Source organism: Hansschlegelia beijingensis (genome assembly GCF_014196425.1).
GTDB classification, from domain to species: Bacteria; Pseudomonadota; Alphaproteobacteria; order Rhizobiales; family Methylopilaceae; genus Methylopila; species Methylopila beijingensis.
On sequence record NZ_JACIDR010000003.1, the window covers coordinates 259,270 to 275,669 of the forward strand.

15 protein-coding genes and 1 riboswitch are annotated in these 16,400 nt (G+C 70.2%); of the genes, 12 read left to right on the forward strand and 3 right to left on the reverse strand.

Annotation, left to right across the window (positions count from 1 at the left end; genetic code table 11):
* Window positions 1-11: 11 nt before the first annotated feature.
* The 3 genes from fliG to sciP all read right to left on the reverse strand — a co-directional run bounded on the left by fliG (window position 12) and on the right by sciP (window position 3,128).
* Window positions 12-1,040, reverse strand: coding sequence for a flagellar motor switch protein FliG (gene fliG, locus GGR24_RS11245; protein ID WP_183395451.1), 1,029 nt, complete (start codon window positions 1,038-1,040; stop codon window positions 12-14).
* Between the two features lies 1 nt (window position 1,041).
* Entirely contained in the window at window positions 1,042-2,694 is a 1,653-nt protein-coding gene (gene fliF, locus GGR24_RS11250) for a flagellar basal-body MS-ring/collar protein FliF (RefSeq protein ID WP_183395452.1), read from the reverse strand.
* Window positions 2,695-2,852: 158 nt separating this feature from the next.
* Window positions 2,853-3,128: a CtrA inhibitor SciP gene (gene sciP / locus GGR24_RS11255; RefSeq protein WP_183395453.1), complete on the reverse strand. Its 276-nt coding sequence runs from the start codon at window positions 3,126-3,128 to the stop codon at window positions 2,853-2,855.
* A gap of 293 nt (window positions 3,129-3,421) precedes the next feature.
* On the opposite strand from sciP, the gene GGR24_RS11260 reads away from it, so the two are divergent.
* The 12 genes from GGR24_RS11260 (at window position 3,422) to thiC (ending at window position 16,345) form a co-directional block, all read left to right on the forward strand.
* Window positions 3,422-5,023: a flagellar hook-length control protein FliK gene (locus tag GGR24_RS11260; protein ID WP_183395454.1), complete on the forward strand. Its 1,602-nt coding sequence runs from the start codon at window positions 3,422-3,424 to the stop codon at window positions 5,021-5,023.
* A gap of 11 nt (window positions 5,024-5,034) precedes the next feature.
* Window positions 5,035-5,694, forward strand: coding sequence for a flagellar hook assembly protein FlgD (locus GGR24_RS11265; protein WP_183395455.1), 660 nt, complete (start codon window positions 5,035-5,037; stop codon window positions 5,692-5,694).
* 85 nt (window positions 5,695-5,779) lie between these two features.
* On the forward strand, window positions 5,780-6,655 hold the full coding sequence (locus GGR24_RS11270; protein WP_183395456.1) for a hypothetical protein: 876 nt from the start codon (window positions 5,780-5,782) through the stop codon (window positions 6,653-6,655).
* A gap of 79 nt (window positions 6,656-6,734) precedes the next feature.
* Window positions 6,735-7,910 carry a tRNA 2-thiouridine(34) synthase MnmA gene (gene mnmA / locus GGR24_RS11275; RefSeq protein ID WP_183395457.1) on the forward strand — a complete coding sequence of 392 codons (1,176 nt, stop codon included), beginning with the start codon at window positions 6,735-6,737 and terminating at the stop codon, window positions 7,908-7,910.
* The gene (locus GGR24_RS11280) at window positions 7,907-8,548 is read left to right on the forward strand and encodes a methyltransferase domain-containing protein (RefSeq protein WP_183395458.1); all 642 of its coding nucleotides are present in this window, start codon (window positions 7,907-7,909) and stop codon (window positions 8,546-8,548) included. Before mnmA ends, GGR24_RS11280 begins: the two co-directional genes overlap by 4 nt.
* 52 nt (window positions 8,549-8,600) lie before the next feature.
* Window positions 8,601-9,959, forward strand: coding sequence for an ABC1 kinase family protein (locus GGR24_RS11285; protein WP_183395459.1), 1,359 nt, complete (start codon window positions 8,601-8,603; stop codon window positions 9,957-9,959).
* A 126-nt stretch (window positions 9,960-10,085) separates the two neighbouring features.
* Window positions 10,086-10,376, forward strand: coding sequence for an aa3-type cytochrome c oxidase subunit IV (locus tag GGR24_RS11290; protein WP_183395460.1), 291 nt, complete (start codon window positions 10,086-10,088; stop codon window positions 10,374-10,376).
* A 4-nt stretch (window positions 10,377-10,380) separates the two neighbouring features.
* A complete protein-coding gene (locus tag GGR24_RS11295; protein WP_183395461.1) occupies window positions 10,381-11,580 on the forward strand; it encodes a Re/Si-specific NAD(P)(+) transhydrogenase subunit alpha in 1,200 nt (399 codons plus the stop codon).
* Window positions 11,581-12,024, forward strand: a complete 444-nt coding sequence (locus GGR24_RS11300; protein ID WP_183395462.1) for an NAD(P) transhydrogenase subunit alpha part 2 — start codon at window positions 11,581-11,583, stop codon at window positions 12,022-12,024.
* Between the two features lie 5 nt (window positions 12,025-12,029).
* The gene (locus tag GGR24_RS11305; RefSeq protein WP_183395463.1) at window positions 12,030-13,424 is read left to right on the forward strand and encodes an NAD(P)(+) transhydrogenase (Re/Si-specific) subunit beta; all 1,395 of its coding nucleotides are present in this window, start codon (window positions 12,030-12,032) and stop codon (window positions 13,422-13,424) included.
* Between the two features lie 115 nt (window positions 13,425-13,539).
* Window positions 13,540-14,199 (forward strand): 2,3-bisphosphoglycerate-dependent phosphoglycerate mutase, encoded by a 660-nt coding sequence (locus GGR24_RS11310; protein ID WP_183395464.1) that lies wholly within the window; start codon window positions 13,540-13,542, stop codon window positions 14,197-14,199.
* A 115-nt stretch (window positions 14,200-14,314) separates the two neighbouring features.
* A riboswitch (TPP riboswitch) is annotated at window positions 14,315-14,424 on the forward strand.
* Window positions 14,425-14,506: 82 nt separating this feature from the next.
* Complete coding sequence (gene thiC / locus GGR24_RS11315) at window positions 14,507-16,345, forward strand: phosphomethylpyrimidine synthase ThiC (protein WP_183395465.1); 1,839 nt, start codon at window positions 14,507-14,509, stop codon at window positions 16,343-16,345.
* Window positions 16,346-16,400 lie beyond the last annotated feature (55 nt).

Below are 16,400 nucleotides of genomic sequence, written 5' to 3' on the forward strand. Positions count from 1 at the left end.
GGAGGATCGCGTCAGTAGACAAGCTCATCCTCGCCCTTGCTCTTGGAGATGGTGATCTGGCCGCGGGCCGCGAGATCCTTAGCGAGATTGACCAGAGCGGCCTGCGCCTCGTCGACGTCCCGGAGGCGTACCGGTCCCATCGCCTCCATGTCGTCGGCCAGCATTCGCGCCGCGCGGCCGGAGAGATTGCCGAGGATGAACTCGCGCATCAGCTGGCTCGCGCCCTTGAGGGCGACCGTCAGCCGGTCGCGGGGCGCGTCCCGCAGCAGGGTCTGGATGCCGGCGGAATCGAGCTTCGCCAAGTCGTCGAAGGTGAACATCAGCTGCTTGATGCGCTCCGCGCTCTCCTTGGCGGCCTCTTCGAGCTTGGTCAGGAAGCGGGTCTCGGTCTGCCGGTCGAAGGCGTTGAAGATCTCCGCCATCACCTCGTGCGCGTCGCGCCGCGAGGTCTGCGACAGGCTCGACATGAGCTCCGAGCGCAGCGTCTGTTCGACGCGCTCCAGAATGTCCTTCTGCACGGATTCCATCGCGAGCATCCGACGCACGACGTCGAGCGCGAAATCCTCGGGCAGGATCGCCAGCACGCGCGCGGCCTGCTCGGCCCGGATCTTCGACAGCACCACCGCGACGGTCTGCGGATACTCGTTCTTGAGGTAGTTCGCGAGCGCCGCCTCCGGGACGTTGGAGAGCTTCTCCCACATGTTCCGGCCGGCCGGTCCGCGGATCTCCTCCATGATGGAGCCGACGCGCTCCTTCGGCAGGAACTGCGTGAGCAGCCGCTCGGTGGATTCGACGTCGCCCACGATGCCGCCATTGCTGGTGAGCCGGGACGCGAACTCCACCATCAGGTTCTCGACGGTCTCGACCTCGACGGCGCCGAGCGAGGACATCGCCGCCGAGAGGTCGCGGATCTCGTCGTCGTCGAGCAGCTTCCAGACTTCTTCGCCGTGGGTCTCGCCGAGCGCCAGCATCAGGACGGCGGCGCGCTCGACGCCGCTCAGCCTGCGGCCGGAGGAGGGGGTAAGGGCGCGAGAGGCCATCTCAGGCGGGCTCCTGCAGCCATTGGCGGATGATGGCGACGCTCTCCGCGGGGTTTCCTCGGACGAGTTCTCCCAGCCGGTCGACGCTCTCCGACTTCCGGCCGGATATCTCCGCCGCGGTCAGCCGGCGGCCTCCGGCGGGGATGTCGCCGGCCGTCAGCGCGCCGTCGGAGCCGAGAGGCGTGGCGACGAGCGTCGCGGGCGAAGCGCCCGCAAGCTGCGGCGTCGCGTTGCCGCCCGCGGCGTCGCCGGCCGGCAGCGCAGGCATGAAGATCTCGGACGACAGCGCCTTGCGCATCAGCGGCCGCACCACGAACAGCAGCACCAGCAGGGTGAGCAGCGCGAGCACCGCGAGTTCCGCGAAGCGCATCACGTCCGCCCGGCTGAGCTCGAACATGCCGGCCGCAGGCGGGTCCCCGGCGCCTGCGCCCGGAAGCTGGGCGAAGCGGAGGTTGACGACCTCGACCGTGTCGCCGCGCGCCTGGTCGAAGCCGACGCCCGCGCGCACCAGCGCGCCGATCCGGTCGAGTTCCTCCTGCGGCCGCGGGGCGTAGCTCACATCGCCGTTCGGCGCGTGGGAGTAGACGCCGTCGACCAGCACCGCGACCGAGATCCGCTTGAGGCGCCCGCCGTCCTGGACCTCCGTGCGGGTGGTGCGGGAGATCTCGTAATTGACGACCTCCTCGGTCTTGTTGGAGGCGTCCCTGGCCTGCTGCGCGGTCTGGTTCTGCTGCGCGTTGGGAAGCTGGTTGGCGACGGTCACGCCCTGCTCGGCCGGCTCCGTCGACTGCGAGGTCTCCTCGCGGGTCTGCGTCGAGCGAACGACCTTGCTCTCCGGGTCATAGACGTCGGAGGTGAGCGTCGACTTGGTGCGGTCCATCTCCGCCCGCACCTCGACGCGCGCGCGGTCGGCGCCGACCACCCGGCCGACGATGGCCTCGACGCGGTCGCGCAGGCGCTTCTCGAGCGCCGTCGCCTGATCCTCCGCGGCGCCCACGGCGTCCTCCGATCCGGCGCCGTCCGCGAGCAGCTTGCCGGCGTCGTCGATCAGCGAGACCTTCTCGGGCTTCAGGCCCTGCACGGCGGACGCGACGAGGTGACGGATCGCCCGGATCTCTCCGACGCCGAGTTCGCCGCGGGCGCGGATCACGATCGAGGCCGACGGGCTCGGCGCGTCGCGCGTGAAAAGCGGGCGCTCAGGCACCACGAGATGCACCCGCGCGGAGGCCACCCGGTCGAGCGAGGCGATCGAGCGCGCCAGTTCGCCTTCGAGCGCGCGCAGGTGATTGACGTTCTGGACGAAGCTCGTGGCCGAGAAGCCGTCGCCCTTGTCGAAGATCTCCCAGCCGACGCCGCCGCCGGAGGGCAGCCGCTGCTCGGCGAGCTGCATGCGCAGTTTCGCGGCGCGTTCCCTCGGCACGACGATGCTGGCGCCCTCCTGGCGCAGCTCGTAGGGCACGGCCTGCTGGTCCAGCTGCTTCACGATCGCCGCGGAGTCGGAGAGCGTGAGGTCCGTGAACAGGGGGACCATCTCGGGCGTGGTGAAGCGGACGATGACGAAGGCGAAGAAGCCGACGAGCGCAAGCGTGACGGCGCCCATGGCGGCGATGCGGCCCGGGCCGAACGTGCGCAAGAACTGGAGCAGACCCGTCACTGCTATCCCCCGTCGCCGCAACTCCGAGGATGGCGGCGCCCGGCAAGAATTGCCCGGCGCATGGTAAACGGGTCGTTAACCGCGGCCGCCGCAGGTCCGGAAACGAGTGCGCCGGCCACGAGGGCCGGCGCGCTTGAAGCGTCGAAGTCTTGAGTTGTTCAGGCGCGATACTGTTGGATTCGCGTCGTCCTCAGCCCCGCGAGGCCGTGGCGGTCGATCGAGGCCTGCCACGACAGAAATTCCTCCACGGTCAGCGTGTAGCGCTGACAGGCTTCCTCGAGGCTCAACAGGCCGCCGCGAACCGCCGCGACCACCTCTGCTTTGCGACGGATCACCCAGCGCTTGGTGTCAGACGGCGGCAAGTCCGCGATCGTGAGCGGACTGCCGTCCGGCCCGATCACGTATTTGGTTCGTCCGCGATGCACTTCGGTCATCGATACTCTCACGCGCGTCTGACCCTTACACGCTGACGTTACGGGCCTGGATTTAACATTTGGCTAAGCGGAAAAGCGGTTTTCGAGAGAGTTCCAAAGGTTAAGAGAGAGTAATTCGAATACTAACGATTTATGATCTTGGGCCTTTCCCAAGTACCTTTCGCAAGGCGGCAGTTTTTGCCTGAGCGGGCAGAAACCGCCGGGCGGACGCACGCAAGGATCGCCTCGAAATTGAGGCGTTTCGCGTGGCATGGCGATTGCTGCGGTGACGCTGTCCGTCGACCGAGACCAGAATGACCGTTATTTCCGCGATCGCTCCTGCGAGCCTCGCCTCCGCGCCCGCGGAGGCCACGTCGCCCGCCGCCGACTCGGCGCTGGGCGCGCTTTTTGGCGCGCTTCTGGACGCGGCGACGGCGGGATCCGGGGCGAACGACTCGCCTGTCGCGCCGGTCCCCGGCCCACGCAAGACAAAGGAAGAGGCGGCGGACGCGAGCCCCCCGGTTCCGGGGAGCGTCGCTCCCGTCGCGATTCCGGCTCCGCTCGCTGTGCTCCAGATCGACGGCGCCCCGGCCCAGGAGGCGCAGCTTCCGGCCGCAGCCTCCAGCCCGGCTGGCTCCGAAGGCGCCACTGCCTCCGCCGCTGTCCCGGCCGCCGCCCTCCCGGGGCCCCAGACTGCCCGCGCCGCGGACGCCGCGCCCGCGTTCACGCGACAGACGTCGCAGACCGCCGCGCGCTCCTTCCCGCAACAACAGACGCCGCAGGTCGCCGTGTCAGACACCGCGGCGGCTGCGGCTTCTGCGTCAGCGCCGGCGGCGTCCGCGCAGCCAGCCGGCGCGTCTGCGCCCGCCAATGTCGCCGCGCCTCAACCTCCCGCAGCGCCCGCCGCCATTGCGGAAGCATCCGCGCCGCCGTCGCCCGCGGTCGCCGCCGCCCCGGAGGAGGGGCGCAAGACGGCCGCGGCGGCGCTCGCCGCCTCGGCGAAGGCCATCACGGCCAAGTCCGGACCCGACGCGGAGGCCTCGGGCGACGCCTCCGAACCCGCGGAGCCCTCGACGGCGGACGAGAGCGCCTCGGTCGACGGAGCCATCAAGCCATCTTCGGCGCCGGACGCCGGCCATAAGAGTGTGCAGACCGTCACGCTCGCGCGCCCTGATCAGCCGCGAGCGCCTGATGCGGCCGCCGCGCTCCCGGGCTCGCCGCAGCAGGGCGTCGTCGCCCAGCCCGCGACGGACGCCTCCGCCGCGACGGCTTCGGACCCCGCGCGTGCCGAGGCGCAGCCCAGGTCGTCCTCGGACGAGCCGAGCGCGCGGGACGTTTCCGAGGCCGACGGTTCGGCCCCGCAGAGCGCAACCCAGTCGGCCACGGCGCGGCACGGCGAGCCGAACGCGCCCGCCGCCCCGGCCGATCGGGCGGCGGCCGGCTCGCCCGCAGCCGGCCAGCCGCCGTCGAGTTCCGGCGCATCCCCCCAGGTCGCCTCCGCCGCGGTGACGGGGGTCGCGAACGCCATCGCGACGAACGCCGGCGCACGGCGCACCCGCTTCGAGGTGCGGCTTGATCCGGACGAGCTCGGGCGCGTCGACGTCCGGCTCGACATCGCGCATGACGGACGGGTCGCGACCCGGCTGATCGTCGACCGGCCGGAGACGCTGAACCTCCTGCGCCACGACGCGCGGGAGCTCGTTCGCACGCTGGAGCAGGCGGGATTCCAGCTGCCGGACGCGGGCCTGTCGTTCCAGCTCCGCGACGGACGGCAGGACGCGTGGCGCGAGCAGGCCTCGCAGGCTCCCGCTTCGCGGCTGTCCGTCGAAGCGTCCGACGCGCCGGCGGAGGTCGCGCCGGCTCCCTATCACCGGCCGACGCGCACGGGCGCGGGCGGCGTCGACATGACGGTCTGAGGGCAGGTCTGATGGCGGTCGATCCAGTCTCCGGCGCAGCGGCGAGCAGCGCGACCGCCACGTCGCGCACCACGCTCGCGAGCAATTTCGACACCTTCCTCTCGCTGCTCACGACGCAGCTCAGGAACCAGAATCCGCTCGACCCGCTCGACACCAACCAGTTCACCCAGCAGCTCGTGCAGTTCGCCGGCGTCGAACAGCAGCTCAAGACGAACGACACGCTGACCGCGCTGCTGTCGGCCACCCAGACCAGCCAGGCCGGCACCGCTCTCGGCCTGGTGGGGAAGTCGATCACCGCCGAGGGCGACACCTCCCTGCTCACCGGCAATTCCGCCAAATGGCAGCTCAAGGCGCCGAAGGACGGCGTCACCGGCACGATCACCATCCGGGACGCCAATGGGTCGGTGGTCGCGACCAAGGAGGTCGACTTCGTCTATGGCGACCAGGACTTCACCTGGGACGGCCGCAAGGCGGATGGTTCGCGGGCGAAGGAAGGTCTCTACAGCATCGCGGTCGACGCCCATGACGTCGCCGGCAACGCCGTCACGATCACCTCGGAGGTCAGCGGGACGGTGGACGGCGTCGACCTGTCCACCGGGCAGGCGGTGCTGCTGATGGGCGATCTGAGAATCCCGCTCGGCTCGCTGAAGTCGGTGCGCGCGCCGTCCTGACAGGACGAATTGCCCGCGCGCCGGGCGTGAAGTAGCGTCCGCGCTCCCCGAAGCGCGCGGTCGCCAGACGCGCCCGCGAGGCCGGATGCCGCGGTCCATCAAGCAACTCGTCCTCGCCGTCTATCACGCCGCCGTCGAGCCCCTGACGGCGCTGAGGCGGCGCTCCGCCCGGCTCGCGATGTTCGAGCCGCGAGGGGAGGCGTGGCCTCCGGAGATCAGCGTGCGGGCGTTGCGCGCCCGCGACTGCCCCCCGCGCTGCAAGGCGCACCCGCACAGGATCGAGGGCGTCGTGTCGCGCTATCTGGGCGGCCCGCGCAAGCCGTCCCGGCTGACCCCGCTGGTGATCGACCTCGAGAAGTACCCGACCAACGCCGCGTTCGAGGCCTATGTCAGGAAGCGCTCCTCACGCAGCCTGCCCAAGGTGCGCCAGGCCCAGCGGCTCGGCTACCGGGCCGGCCGCTTCCCGCTCTCGCGCCACGTGCACGACGTGCACGCGGTCAAGACCTCGATGAAGCGACGCGCCTTCGGACTGGTGCTGGACTACTGGCTGCTGCGGCTCGAGGACGTCGGCAAGCCCGCGGTGAAGCCGGTCGCGTGGCGGCCGCCGCCCTGCCGGCGACACTGGACCATGTGGTGGGGCGTCTTCCTGCCCGAGCCCGGCCACGCCCAGGGGCCGGTCACGGTCGACGAGCGGCTCGTCGCCTATGTGAAGCTCGTGCGCCGCGGCGACTTCATCCACTACGCGGATCTGATGGGGCACGCCGACAGCCTGGACGCCAACGTCATGGCGCTGCTGCATTTCGAGATCATGAAATGGCTGCTCGACCGCGAGGACCCGCTGGTCCTCGGGGTGCGCGCGGTGCTCTACGGCGCGGCGGAGCAGGGCGGGGAAGGGCTCGTGACCTGGAAGAAGCGGGCCGGTTTCGAGCCGGCCCGTCTGACGCTGGTCGAGGAGAGCTGAACCGGCCGGGCTTTCGCCGCGCGGCCGCGCGCGCTAAGACCCGCTCGATTTTCTGGTAGCAGCCGCCATCTCAAGTCCCATGAAACTCGACCTCGATCTCCCGGGCGACCCGGCCGCGACGCGCGTCGTCGTGGCGATGTCGGGCGGCGTCGACTCCTCCGTGGTCGCCGGGCTGCTCAAGCGCTCAGGCTATGATGTCGTGGGCGTGACGATGCAGCTCTACGATCATGGCGCCGCGACCGCCCGCAAGGGCGCCTGCTGCGCCGGCCGCGACATCCACGACGCGCGCGACGTCGCCGACCGGCTCGGCATCCCGCATTATGTGCTGGATTACGAGGCGCGGTTCCGCCAGGCGGTGATCGAGCCCTTCGCGGCGAGCTATCTCGCGGGCGAGACGCCGATCCCGTGCGTGGCCTGCAACCAGACGGTCAAGTTCCTCGACCTGCTCGGCATGGCCCGCGACCTCGGAGCCGCGGCGCTCGCGACCGGCCACTATGTCGCGAGCCGGGCGGTTCCGGGGGGCGGCCGGGGTCTGTTCCGCGCGGCCGACCAGGACCGCGACCAGAGCTACTTCCTCTACGGCACGACCTCGGAGCAGCTTTCGATGCTGCGCTTCCCGCTCGGCGAGATGACCAAGCCGCAGGTGCGCGAGCACGCGCGCGAGCTCGGCCTCTCGGTCGCGGACAAGCCCGACAGCCAGGACATCTGCTTCGTGCCGCAGGGTCGCTATTCGGACGTCATCGAGAAGCTGAAGCCCGGCGCGGCCGAGCCGGGTCCGATCCGCCATGTCGACGGACGCGAGCTCGGGCGGCACGAGGGCGTACTTCGCTACACGGTCGGCCAGCGGCGCGGCCTCGGGCTCAACGATGGCGGCGAGCCGCTGTTCGTGGTGCGGATCGAGGCGGCGACCAGGACGCTGGTGGTCGGCCCCCGCGAGGCGCTCGCGGCCCGCACCATTCGCCTGCGGAGCCTGAACTGGCTCGGCGACGGCCCCTTCGACGCGCTCCCTGCCGACGGGATCGCGGTGCGCGCCAAGGTGCGCTCGACGCGCGCCCCCGCGCCGGCGCGGCTGCGCCCGGTCGGGGACGGGGAGGCGGAGGTCGAGCTGCTCGACGGCGAGAGCGGCGTCGCCCCCGGGCAGGCCTGCGCGCTCTATGACGACGGGACCGGCGAGCGCGTGCTCGGCGGCGGGATCATCCGGGGCGCCGCAAGCGGCGCGCGCCCGGCCAACCAGCTGAGCGAGGCGGCGGCGTGAGCGTCCAGTACGATCTGGCGGGCCAGAAGAAGGCCTATGAGAGCTGGGCGCCGTTCTACGACAAGGTCTACGTCAAGTTTCTCGCCGACGGGCAGCGCAAGGCGGCGGCCGCGGCGGCGGCCTGCGGCCCCGACATCCTCGAGGTGGGCGTCGGCACCGGCCTGGTGCTGCGCTACTACCCGCCGCACGCCCGCGTGGTGGGCGTCGATCTCTCAACCCACATGCTCGCCAAGGCGCGCGAGAAGGTCGTGAGCGAAGGCCTCCGGCAGGTCCGCGGCCTCGTCTGCATGGACGCCTGCAATCTCGGGCTGCCGGACGCCTCGTTCGACGCCGTGACGGTGCCGTTCGTCATCACGCTGGTGCCGGACCCGGAGGGCGCGCTCGACGAGATGCGCCGCGTGCTGCGGCCGGGCGGCGAGATCATCGTCGCGTCCAAGATGGGAGCGGAGGGCGGCCTGCGCATGAAGCTCGAAACCGCGCTCGCGCCGCTCGTGAAGAAGGTCGGCTGGTCGACCGACTTCAAGGTCTCGCGCCTGCGCGCCTGGGCCGCGACCACGCCCGACATGGCGGTGGTCGACGTCCAGCCGATCTTTCCCGCGCCGTTCTTCCAGCTGATCCGGATAAAGCGCGCGGGCTGAGGCGTTCAACCGCTCTTGCATCCGCTGCGGCGCGCACGACGTAAGTCCTCGCATGCCTTCCGATCGCGATCTCGAACGTAACCGTCTGTCCGCCCGCGTCGGGCGCTACGCCCGCGTCGGCGTCAATGTCGGCGGCGTCGCGGCGCGGATCGCGCAGGCGCAGCTGTTCGGGCGCGCCGCCGGCCGGGCCGACCGGGCGGCCGATCTGAGAGCCGCGCTCGGCGGCCTCAAGGGCCCGATCATGAAGGTGGCCCAGCTGCTCGCCACCATCCCGGACGCGCTGCCCCCGGAATACGCGGCCGAACTCGCCCAGCTCCAGTCCGACGCGCCGCCGATGGGCTACGGCTTCGTGCGCCGCCGGATGGCGGCCGAGCTGGGACCGGACTGGCTCGACAAGTTCGGCTCGTTCGAGAAGGAGCCGGCCGCCGCGGCCTCGCTCGGCCAGGTGCACCGCGCGACCGACCATCAGGGCGCGCCGCTCGCCGTGAAGCTGCAATATCCCGACATGGCCTCGACCGTGGAGGCTGATCTCGGCCAGCTCAGGCTGCTGTTCGACATTCGCCGCCGGTTCGACGCCTCGATCGACACCAGCCAGATCGTCGAGGAGATCGGAGCCCGCATCCGCGAGGAGCTGGACTACCGCCACGAGGCCAGGAACGCGGCGCTCTACGGGCTGATGCTCGACGGCGTCCCCGAAGTGCGCGTGCCGGGCGTGCGGCCGGAGCTCTCGACCGGGCGCCTGCTCACGCTCGACTGGCTCGAGGGAACGCGGCTGCTCGATCACAAGGACGCGCCGCTCGAGATCCGCAACCGGCTGGCGGTCGCGATGTTCAAGGCGTGGTGGGGTCCGTTCTCGACCCATGGGGTGATCCATGGCGACCCGCACCTCGGCAACTACACGGCGTTCTCGGAAGGCGGCGAGCCGCAAGGCATCAACCTGCTCGATTATGGCTGCATCCGCATCTTCCCGCCGTCCTTCGTGGGCGGCGTGGTCGATCTCTATGAGGGCCTGCGCGACGGCGACGAGGCGCGGGTCGTCCGTGCCTACGAGGTCTGGGGCTTCAAGAACCTCAAGCGCGAGCTGATCGACGTCCTGAACATCTGGGCGCGCTTCATCTACGGCCCGCTGCTGGACGACCGGGTGCGCACCATCGCGGACGGCGTATCGCCCGGCGAATACGGCCGCAAGCAGGCCTTCGAGGTCCAGCAGGAGCTGAAGCGCAAGGGCCCCGTGACGGTGCCTCGCGAGTTCGTGTTCATGGACCGGGCGGCGATCGGGCTCGGCGCCGTCTTCCTGCACCTGCAGGCCGAACTGAACTTTTCGGCCCTGTTCCGGGAGGCGATGGGGGACTTCTCGGAGGCGCAGGTCGCCGCGCGGCAGAGCGCGGCGCTGAAGGCCGCGGGGCTATGAGCCGGCTCCCCTAGCACGCTCACTGGTATGTGGCATGCCAGACTTTCGGCGCGATTGCCGCGTCTGGGCCTTTCCGGTACATGGCGACACAACGACGCTTTCTAGACGCCGCAATGGGGAGCCAGCATGGCCGATCACGCTGTCGAATACGCCGCCGCGCCGGGCAATGACTACGCCGAGCATGAGCGCACCTACGCCAATTTCCTGAAGCTTTCCAAGGTCTGCACCGCCGCCGTGGTGCTGGTCATGATCGCGCTCGCGATCGGCGGGGTGAAGGGCCACTGGGGCCTCTGCGGCATCGGCGTGCTGCTCGCGATCGGCTCCGGCGTGATCGGCGCCATGACCCCCAAGGGATCCGTCGTGCCGTCGATCGTCGCCGGCGTGGTGCTCCTGGGCCTCTACGTGTTGTTCGGCTGAGGCGATGAGGATCGCCGTCGCCAAGGAGACCGACCCCGCCGAAACCCGAGTCGCGTTGACGCCAGACGTCGTCAAGCGGCTCGTGGGAACCGGCGCCCAGGTGACGGTCGAGAGCGGCGCGGGCCTTGCGGCCGGCGCCACGGATGAAGCCTACAGGGAAGCCGGCGCGACGATCGCCGGCTCGCGCGGCGAGGCCCTCTCGGGCGCCGACGTGCTGTTGACGGTCCGGCGCCCCGCGGCCGGCGGGCTCGAGGGTCTGAAGCCCGGCGCGCTGGTGATCGGCGTGATGGACCCCTACGGCAAGGGCGCCGAGATCGCCGAACTCGCCCGGAACGGCGCCTCGATCTTCGCGATGGAGCTGATGCCCCGCATCACCCGCGCGCAGGTCATGGACGTGCTCTCCAGCCAGGCGAACCTCGCCGGCTATCGCGCGGTGATCGACGCGGCCGCCGAGTTCGGCCGCGCCTTTCCGCAGATGATGACGGCCGCCGGCACCGTGCCGCCGGCCAGGGCCTTCGTGATGGGCGCCGGCGTCGCCGGCCTCCAGGCGATCGCCACCGCCCGCCGTCTCGGCGCGGTGGTCTCGGCGACCGACGTGCGGCCCGCCGCCAAGGAGCAGGTGGCGAGCCTCGGCGCCAAGTTCGTCGCGGTCGAGGACGACGAGTTCAAGCAGGCCGAGACCTCCGCCGGCTACGCCAAGGAGATGTCGGACGCCTACAAGGCGAAGCAGGCCGAACTGGTCGCCAGCCACATCGCCAAGCAGGACATCGTGATCACCACGGCGCTGATCCCGGGGCGCCCCGCGCCGCGGCTCATCACCACCGCGATGGTGAAGTCGATGAAGCCGGGCTCCGTGATCGTCGACCTCGCGGTCGAGCGCGGCGGCAACGTCGAGGGCTCGAAGGCCGATCAGGTGGTCGAGGTCGACGGCGTCAAGATCGTCGGCTACGCCAACGTCGCCGGCCGGCTCGCGGCGTCCTCCTCGGCGCTCTACGCGAAGAACCTCACGGCGTTCCTCGAGACGCTGGTCTCCAAGGAGACCAAGGAGCTCGCGATCAACTGGGACGACGAGCTCGTGAAGGCGACCGCGCTCACCCGCGACGGCGCGCTCATCCACCCGATCGTCAAGCCAGCCGACGCGCCGACGCCCGCTCCTGCGGCTGAAGCGCCCTCAGACGTTTCGCCCGTTCAGGAAGCCCGCTAAATGGCCGAACTCTCTCCCGACCAGGCGCTGGAACGCGCCCGCGCGGCGGCCGAGGCCGCCCGTGAATCCGCCAACGCCGCGCAGGCCTATGCGGACCAGATCGCCGACGCCGCAGGGGTCGCGCTCCATGGCGCCACCGGCGGCGTGATCGATCCCTTCGTGTTCCGGCTCGCGATCTTCGTGCTCGCCGTGTTCGTCGGCTACTACGTCGTCTGGAGCGTGACGCCTGCGCTGCACACCCCGCTGATGGCCGTCACCAACGCGATCTCCTCGGTGATCGTCGTCGGCGCCCTGCTCGCGGTCGGCGTCGAGCTCGCCGGCGGGTCCGGGCCCTGGTGGGCGCGCGCCTTCGGCTTCGTCGCCCTCGTGCTCGCCAGCGTGAACATCTTCGGCGGCTTCCTGGTCACCGAGCGCATGCTCGGCATGTACAAGAAGAAGGGCTGAGGCCGGTGACAGACCTCGTCCAGATCCTCTACCTCGTCTCCGGCGTCCTGTTCATCCTGGCGCTGCAGGGGCTCTCGAGCCCGGCCTCGTCGCGGCGCGGCAACTACATGGGCATGGCGGGCATGACGCTCGCCATCGCCACCACCCTGTTCGTTTCGCCGCCGCAGGGCGCGGGCGGCTGGATCCTGGTGCTGCTCGGCCTCGGCGTCGGCGGCGCGGTGGGCGCGCTCACGGCCAAGCGGATCGCCATGACGGCGATGCCGCAGCTCGTCGCGGCGTTCCATTCGCTGGTCGGCCTCGCGGCCGTCCTGGTCGCGGCGGCGGCGCTCTATGCGCCGGAAGCCTTCGGCATCGGCGCGGTCGGGACGATCCACGGCCAGAGCCTGGTCGAGATGGCGCTCGGCGTCGCGATCGGCGCGATCACCTTCACGGGCTCGATCATCGCCTTCGCCAAGCTCGACGGACGCATGTCTGGCGCGCCGATCATGCTGCCCATGCGGCACGCGATCAACATCGGCCTCGCGGCGCTGATCGTCGTGCTCGTGGTCATCTTCTGCATGACCGAGAGCCACGCGGTCTTCTGGCTGATCGTGCTGGCGTCGCTGGTGTTCGGCTTCCTGATCATCATCCCGATCGGCGGCGCCGACATGCCGGTCGTGGTGTCGATGCTGAACTCCTACTCGGGTTGGGCGGCGGCCGGCATCGGCTTCACGCTCGGCAACCTCGCGCTGATCATCACCGGCGCGCTGGTCGGCTCCTCGGGCGCGATCCTGTCCTACATCATGTGCAAGGGCATGAACCGCTCCTTCATCTCGGTCATCCTCGGCGGCTTCGGCGGCGAGACGTCCGGGGGCGGCGGCGGCCAGGTGGAGCAGCGGCCGGTCAAGCAGGGCTCCGCCGAGGACGCGGCCTTCATCATGAAGAACGCCTCCAAGGTCATCATCGTGCCCGGCTACGGCATGGCGGTCGCTCAGGCGCAGCACGCGCTGCGTGAAATGGCCGACAAGCTCAAGGAAGAGGGCGTCGAGGTGAAGTACGCCATCCATCCGGTGGCGGGCCGCATGCCGGGCCACATGAACGTGCTGCTCGCCGAGGCGCAGGTGCCTTATGACGAGGTGTTCGAACTCGAGGACATCAACTCCGAGTTCTCGGGCGCGGACGTGGCCTTCGTGATCGGGGCCAACGACGTCACCAACCCGGCGGCCAAGACCGACAAGACCTCGGCGATCTACGGCATGCCGATCCTGGACGTCGAGAAGGCCGGCACGGTGCTGTTCATCAAGCGCGGCATGGGCTCGGGCTACGCCGGCGTGGAGAACGAGCTGTTCTTCCGCGACAACACCATGATGCTGTTCGGCGACGCCAAGAAGATGACTGAGGCGATCGTCAGGGGCCTCTGACCCCGGTCGGCGCATCGCAGAACCGAAAAGGCCGGACCGTAGCGTCCGGCCTTTTTCTTGATATGTGCCCCAGAGCACGGCGCAGCCCCGTGAGAAGAAGACGACGGACGCCCGCATGACGACCGATCTCTCCCGCATCCTCGTCCTCGTCCGGCACGGCCAGAGCGAAGACAACGCGCAGGACCTGTTCTCCGGCCTGCGCGACCCGGCGCTCACCGCCCGCGGCGTCGACGAGGCGCGCGCGGCGGGGCGGGAGCTGAAGCGCCTGGGCCTGAGCTTCACGCACGCCTTCACCAGCGCGCTCACGCGGGCCCGCCGGACGATGGCCCTCGTCCTGTCCGAACTCGGCCAGTCCGACCTGCCGGTCGAGGCCGACCCTGCGCTGAACGAACGCGACTACGGGGAGCTGGCGGGCCTCAACAAGACCCAGGCCCGCGAGCGGTTCGGGGTGGAGCAGGTTCGCGTATGGCGCAAATCCTTCCACGCCGTGCCGCCGGGCGGGGAGAGTCTCGCCATGACGGCGGACAGGGTCTGGCCGTTCTATGAGCGGCGGATCGCGCCGGCCGTGCGGAATGGCGGGCGGGCGCTGCTGGTCGGGCACGGCAACGCCCTGCGCTCGATGCTGATGCGCCTCGACGGCATCGACCCGGAGACCATCGAGGACGTGAACATCGGGACGGCGCAGATCCTCGTCTACGGGCTCAGCGCCGACGGCGAGCGGCTGGTGAAGGCGCGCCGGCCCGATGCCGCCGGCGAGGATCTTCGCCCGGCCTGAGCGGTCGCATGGCTCCGGCGGGAGACGCCGGGCCGCCGATCACGACCTGGAAGCGCCTGGCCTCCAGAACCTTGCCGAATACTCTCGACATCCTTCCCGCCCGCTCCTAACCTTCGCTCGTTCCGAGGGGCGTCCCGCTGCGATGCGGGGCTGAGATGGCCAGAGGCCGATCCCTTTGAACCTGATCCGGGTCATGCCGGCGAAGGGACGGGAACCGACGGCCGAGAGGGCGGGACTCCGCGCAAGGCCTCCCAGACGTTTCGTCAACGCCCGGATCTCCTGACGAGAACATCGAGGAGGAGATCCCATGAACGCGCACGTCCCGCCGAAGGACGCCAAGGCCGCTCCGACGAGCGTCACCACCGGCCCGATCGCCGGCTCCCGCAAGGTCTATGCGGCGCCGAGGTCGCACCCTGATCTGCTTGTGCCGTTCCGCGAGATCCGGCTGACCGATCCGAACGAGGCGCCGGTGCGGGTCTACGATCCGTCGGGCCCGTATACGGAGGACGCCGCCGCCATCGACCTCGCGGCCGGCCTGCCGCTGGTGCGCGAATCCTGGATCGGCGCGCGCGGCCTCGACGTCGCGCCGGGTCGCGCGGTGAAGCCCGAGGACAACGGCAACGTCGCCGCCGACAAGCTGGTCGCTCCGTGCCCCGCGCAGCGCGTCATCCGCGAAGCGGCGCGCGGCCAGATGGTGACGCAATACGAGTTCGCGAAGGCCGGGATCGTCACCGAGGAGATGATCTATGTCGCCCACCGCGAAAACCTTGCGCGGGAAGCTGCGCTCGAGGGCGCGCGCGAGCGCCACGCCGACGGCGACAGCTTCGGCGCCTCGATCCCCGAATTCGTGACGCCGGAATTCGTGCGGGAGGAGATCGCCCGCGGCCGCGCCATCATCCCGGCCAACGTCAACCATCCCGAACTCGAGCCGATGGCGATCGGGCGCAACTTCCTGGTCAAGGTCAACGCCAATATCGGCAACTCCGCCGTGACGTCCGGCGCGGCCGAGGAGGTCGAGAAGCTGGTCTGGGCGATCCGCTGGGGCGCGGACACCGTCATGGACCTGTCGACCGGGCGGAACATCCACAACATCCGCTCCTGGATCATCCGCAATTCGCCGGTGCCGATCGGCACCGTGCCGATCTACCAGGCGCTCGAGAAGGTCGACGGCGACCCGCTCAAGCTCGACTGGGAGGTGTTCAAGGACACGCTGATCGAGCAGGCCGAGCAGGGCGTCGACTACTTCACCATCCACGCCGGCGTCCGGCTCGCCCATGTGCCGCTGACCGCGAGCCGCGTCACCGGCATCGTGTCGCGCGGCGGCTCCATCATGGCGCGCTGGTGCCTCGCCGGTCACCGGGAGAGCTTCCTCTACGAGCGCTTCGACGAGATCTGCGACATCATGCGGAAATACGACGTGTCGTTCTCGCTCGGCGACGGGCTCAGGCCCGGCTCGATCGCGGACGCCAACGACGCGGCGCAGTTCGCGGAGCTCGAGACGCTGGGCGAACTGACCAAGATCGCCTGGGACAAGGGCTGCCAGGTGATGATCGAGGGCCCCGGCCATGTGCCGATGCACAAGATCAAGCAGAACATGGACAAGCAGCTCGCCGTCTGCGGCGCGGCGCCGTTCTACACGCTCGGCCCGCTCACGACCGACGTGGCGCCCGGCTACGACCACATCACCTCGGGCATCGGCGCCGCGATGATCGGCTGGTTCGGGACCGCGATGCTCTGTTACGTCACGCCGAAGGAGCATCTCGGCCTGCCGAACCGGGACGACGTGAAGACCGGCGTCATCACCTACCGGATCGCCGCGCATGCGGCCGATCTCGCCAAGGGCCATCCGGCCGCCAAGGTGCGGGACGACGCCCTGTCGCGCGCGCGCTTCGACTTCCGCTGGGAAGATCAGTTCAACCTGTCGCTCGACCCGGACACCGCGCGCGCGTTCCACGACGAGACGATGCCCAAGGAAGCGCACAAGGTGGCGCATTTCTGCTCGATGTGCGGGCCGAAATTCTGCTCGATGCAGATCACCCAGGAACTTCGGGCCGAGGCCAGAGCTTTGGAGGCGCAGGCGGGCATGCGCGAGAAGTCGCGCGAGTTCCTGGAACAGGGGGGCGCTCTCTATGTCGCTGCGGAATAGACGTTCAAACGGGGCGCTGCGGCGCCCCGCCTCCGCTTGATCTCCGGCCTCCACA